Raw genomic sequence first — 4289 nt, forward strand, 5'->3', positions numbered from 1 at the left:
ATCCAGCCAATATCTGAACCTGACTGACCGCAACAGACACCAATACCGGCAGTAATATGGTCACACAAAGCACATCCCACGTACCCATACTCACTGTCGAAGTGGTATACAGACGCACTGCCAATCCAGGGGTTACTCCCCATCTCATATCAGCACCATATAAAGCTGCTGTTACACATATTCCACCAATGCACACAGCATAATACAACACCACAGTCACAATGCAGTAAATAAATTTACTTATCCACCACTTACTTCTGCTCCCAACGGCTATAAACAATACCCTTCCATTCGAGTGAAAATCATCACTTGCATAATATGCAAGCAGATACGCAAGCCCGATCTGGAATGCAAACCAGTATATTGGTATCTGGAAATACTCCTTTGGATCAAAATAGTATACACTCATCCCTTTGGTAGCAAACAATATGTAATCTGCAAGTGTACCGTTTGTAAACAACGCATTTCGATCCACGAGATCATTGAGATATGAATGTAATTCCCTTGTCTGTGATACAGCAAATAATAAAGGTATGATAAACAGAAAACTTCTTCTCAATATACCATTTGTTGTATCTCTTCCAAGGAGTCTCAGAGTTTTCATTCCCCGATCACCTCGCATCCCGCAACCGTACCGTTTTTGATCTCATATATTATGTCACACAGAAATTCCAGTTNTTCCCTGTCATGGCACGCAATTACTATTAGCTTTCCCTCGTCACGCAGCTTCAGAAGTTCGGTTTTTATTGCTCATCACCGTCTGCTCATCAAGTGCATTTATCGGTTCATCCAGAATTATCAGATCCGGTTCTCCCATAATTGCATTTGCTATTCCAAGCTTCTGTTTCATTCCAAGCGAATATTTACGGTATGTCCTTCCATCATCGGGATCAAGGCCAACCCTCTCTATCGCATTTCTCACCTCTTCATCGCTTATATTTCCCATAAGCTTTGACAGCATACGAAGGTTTTCATATCCCGTATACTGCGGAAGAAATGAAGGGTTCTCTATCAAAACTCCAACGCTTCGCGGAAACTTTATATCACGGTGCAAAACCTCACCATCAATAATGACCTTACCACTATCCGGTATCAGCAAGCCGCAAAGAGCTCTCATTATCATGGTCTTGCCACACCCGTTTTTTCCCCTGAGTCCATACACTTTTCCGGGTTCCATCTGCATATTAACATTATCAAGTATGAGCGTGCCTTTTATCTTCTTACTGAGTCCCTCAATTATTATCTCTTTCACAGAATATCTCTCCTCCTATGCCATATATATATCAATGCAAGTGGAACTGCGCATACCACAACATACATTGTCACTATCTGATATCTATATGTAACCACATTTTGAATAGGATTTATCATTGCCATAGCCGACCATGTGCCGATTCCGGTTCCTTCAAATATAACTCCCGTAAACACATATAGTGCGAATGGTGCCATTATTGTGGAAAATCTGCTTCCGCACCATCTGGCAAAACACATTGCCACCAGACCGGCAATGCCGCCGAACAAAGCATCAAGCACAATAAACACCAACGCATAGCATACCGGGTGCTCTGCAAACAGCCTTGGAAACATATTGCAGTCTATAATACCCGTATACAGGAATGTCAACTTATCCGGTTTTTATTTGGGTATAGCCCGGCACATATGAACAGATCTATCAAAAGGGGAATGGCTGTCGCAGCAGCTCCCGAAGCCACCACAGCGAGTTCCTTTGCCAGCATATACTTTATGCGCGATGTCCTGATACATATATTCCGTTCATATCCACTTTTTATGTCCTGATAACATGTACCAGCATATGGCAGACAGGCCAGCAGGGGAAGCAATACATAGAACAGACTATTATAAGCAAAGTGATAATCAGTCCCCAGCCATATCTGGATCAGTGCGCAATCCGCTTTATGACCATACTGTTTTAAGTAGAGTACAATATCCGCCAATCCTATCAGTGTTCCAATCGCAACACTTACAGCAAGCCATATATTCTTAAATGCCCTTCGCATTTCAAACTTAAATATATTCATATCATTCACCAATTTATTCCATATCCAATTTCATCCTGATCTTCGCCGGCTCAAGCACCGGCACATAATAAAATGTCTCCTCATCCATATGCCCCCATGTCTTATCTCCAAATGATACCCGGGCCGCTTTAGTTACATACCATATATTCTGGTCTGCACCGGCTTTCAGCTCATTATCTGAAAACACATTGATATCCTGCATATCATAGGGATTCACGGAGCTGCACCATGTAGCAGATTCAAATCCACAGGATGTCATATCCATCACCGCATCCCATGAAATAGATTCATTTGTATTGTTCTCTATATTGAGACAGGCGCATACAAATCTGTCTTCCGAACTAAGTGTCTCCACGTTATCCACTCCAAAACGGGTCTTATAATCATCTATACTGTATATATGTGCCTCTACACATCTGATGACCAGACCATCACATTCTATTGCTTCTCCCGCTTCAACGACCTGCGTATTGTCAATGTATCCGTGGTTTATACTGTATATTCTGCCGCACCAGAATATGGCTGCACATATAACCACCACCACTACAATGACTCCAATATATCTCTTCATGCATCCTCCCATTACTGATCATCTGTTTCCGTCTTCGGAAGTGAATCTATATCAACATAATCCGGTAGTTTTGCCGGATCATATGAGAAGTTCCCTGTGATAAGTTTTCCATAATAGTGTTTCTCATTTTCGTCAAATTCCTGTGGTACCGCCAAACCAATTGTACATTCCTTGCTCTCATGGCCCTTCAACCTGAAGAAATAATATTTCATCGCTCTTTCATCCCCATCTGTATAAATCGGCTTATCATAGTAACACAAAGCTTCATTGTAGCTTATCTCACTCGCTTCAGGAGAGTCATATACAACATCATATGGAAATGCATCCTCTACATCTGCTTTTCCCATATTGGTCAATTTGCACTTGATAAAATAAAATTTTCTGGGTTTAACCTTAGTGTATGTGTACTTATCTATCACGTCCTGATTTCTGTCCATGATTTCTTCGGACTCCTCTGCCGTATACGCATCATAATCCGATAAATGAACATCTTTTACCTCAGGAGCCTCCTCATAGATTGAATCCCAATCTATAATATCCTCAGTTTCTTCAGGATCCGGCAGGGTCTGATCCCGGAAATATTCAACCGGATATCTGTTTTCCGTGGAGATCTCAGATCCCTCTATGACATCTGCTGACAACATCTCTATCTTTATAGCTCCAACCATCAAAACATTATCTCCTACCCCCTCAATCACGCTTTTTTCTGAAGTCGTTGAGTTTTCACTACTTGCATTTGAAGTAGTCTTCGTAGTCGTATTCGACCTTTCCTCAGGAGTTTCTTTGTTTTTCTGAAGCATATATGCTGAAGTTCCTCCTGCTGCCATAATCAATACGCATATTATTACTGCTGCCAGATACCTTTTCTTCATAATCTTGTATTCCTCCTCATGATCCTGCCTTCACCCGCTTCACTTTATCAATAGACCAGCCTCTGATCAATCATATACAGTGTAATTTCTTGTTGAATCAGGGCTCCACCATCCTATTACTCATACCCCAGTCCTCCTTCCATATTGGTTTATGCACTTTGTATGCTAACATCATTCGATACCACCCAACCAAAATCGTCTGTGAATGGTCAAAAAAAGCAGGTGAATGAAATGTATCTACCATTCACCTGCTTTTTTCGACCATTCGCGGATTCTCTGTCTTTTCTGTCTATATCAGAGAGTATAATTTTATCAGCTTATAATTTTTGATTAAAAGGGAGTGCGTGCCATGATCTTATCTGAGCAATTAAGCAAAAAGATTGTCAATATCATGTCAGATAACAACATAATAGATAGTCATTTGGATGCTGCATATATATACTGCATTGATTTCGCTCTGGATTTAGTATTGTTCAACTTAAGCATCATAATCATTGGTGCCTTAACCCATAACTTTATCCTATCTGTAATCTATGTAACCGTTCTTGTTCCAACAAAGATGCTGGCTGGTGGCGCACATGCCGGGAGCACATATGCATGCTGTTCTATATCATACTCTGTATATCTACTCTGTATGTTGTTATGCCGGTTGATTCCTGGTATTCCAGTTTTGAACATATTAGTCTGTCTTGTTACCGGAATCGGTATATGTGCACTATCTCCAGTTCCACACAAGAACAAGAAGCAAAGCTATCAAGCAAAACACAAAATAAAAAATAATTAGTCTGCTTTTGTCATAGGTATAAT

General features: G+C 40.8%; 7 protein-coding genes. 1 reads left to right on the plus strand and 6 read right to left on the minus strand.

Annotation, left to right across the window (positions count from 1 at the left end; all coding sequences use genetic code 11):
* From CCU_RS08690 to CCU_RS08715, 6 genes are all read right to left on the minus strand, one after another.
* On the minus strand, positions 1–604 hold a 604-nt coding region (locus tag CCU_RS08690; protein ID WP_442852316.1), incomplete at its 3' end, for a hypothetical protein.
* A 114-nt stretch (positions 605–718) separates the two neighbouring features.
* Positions 719–1252, minus strand: coding sequence for an ATP-binding cassette domain-containing protein (locus tag CCU_RS08695; RefSeq protein WP_330369868.1), 534 nt, complete (start codon positions 1250–1252; stop codon positions 719–721).
* A complete protein-coding gene (locus tag CCU_RS08700) occupies positions 1249–1533 on the minus strand; it encodes a hypothetical protein (RefSeq protein ID WP_208896123.1) in 285 nt (94 codons plus the stop codon). The genes CCU_RS08695 and CCU_RS08700 overlap by 4 nt, the downstream gene beginning before the upstream one ends.
* 86 nt (positions 1534–1619) lie before the next feature.
* Positions 1620–2039: a hypothetical protein gene (locus CCU_RS08705; protein WP_208896124.1), complete on the minus strand. Its 420-nt coding sequence runs from the start codon at positions 2037–2039 to the stop codon at positions 1620–1622.
* Positions 2040–2052: 13 nt separating this feature from the next.
* A complete protein-coding gene (locus tag CCU_RS08710) occupies positions 2053–2610 on the minus strand; it encodes a hypothetical protein (protein ID WP_173795530.1) in 558 nt (185 codons plus the stop codon).
* A gap of 11 nt (positions 2611–2621) precedes the next feature.
* The gene (locus CCU_RS08715) at positions 2622–3482 is read right to left on the minus strand and encodes a hypothetical protein (RefSeq protein WP_015534344.1); all 861 of its coding nucleotides are present in this window, start codon (positions 3480–3482) and stop codon (positions 2622–2624) included.
* A gap of 349 nt (positions 3483–3831) precedes the next feature.
* Between CCU_RS08715 and CCU_RS14960 the strand changes: the two genes are divergently transcribed.
* Positions 3832–4266 carry an accessory gene regulator B family protein gene (locus CCU_RS14960; protein ID WP_442852317.1) on the plus strand — a complete coding sequence of 145 codons (435 nt, stop codon included), beginning with the start codon at positions 3832–3834 and terminating at the stop codon, positions 4264–4266.
* Positions 4267–4289: the final 23 nt, after the last annotated feature.

The organism is Coprococcus sp. ART55/1, from assembly GCF_000210595.1.
Classification (GTDB): Bacteria; Bacillota; Clostridia; order Lachnospirales; family Lachnospiraceae; genus Coprococcus; species Coprococcus aceti.

Bases quoted from the DNA above. Each gene is read 5' to 3' on its own strand.
- CCU_RS08710 (WP_173795530.1), bottom strand. From the start codon at position 2,610: ATGAAGAGATATATTGGAGTCATTGTAGTGGTGGTGGTTATATGTGCA.
- CCU_RS08715 (WP_015534344.1), bottom strand. From the start codon at position 3,482: ATGAAGAAAAGGTATCTGGCAGCAGTAATAATATGCGTATTGATTATG.
- CCU_RS08705 (WP_208896124.1), bottom strand. From the start codon at position 2,039: ATGAATATATTTAAGTTTGAAATGCGAAGGGCATTTAAGAATATATGG.
- CCU_RS14960 (WP_442852317.1), top strand. From the start codon at position 3,832: ATGATCTTATCTGAGCAATTAAGCAAAAAGATTGTCAATATCATGTCA.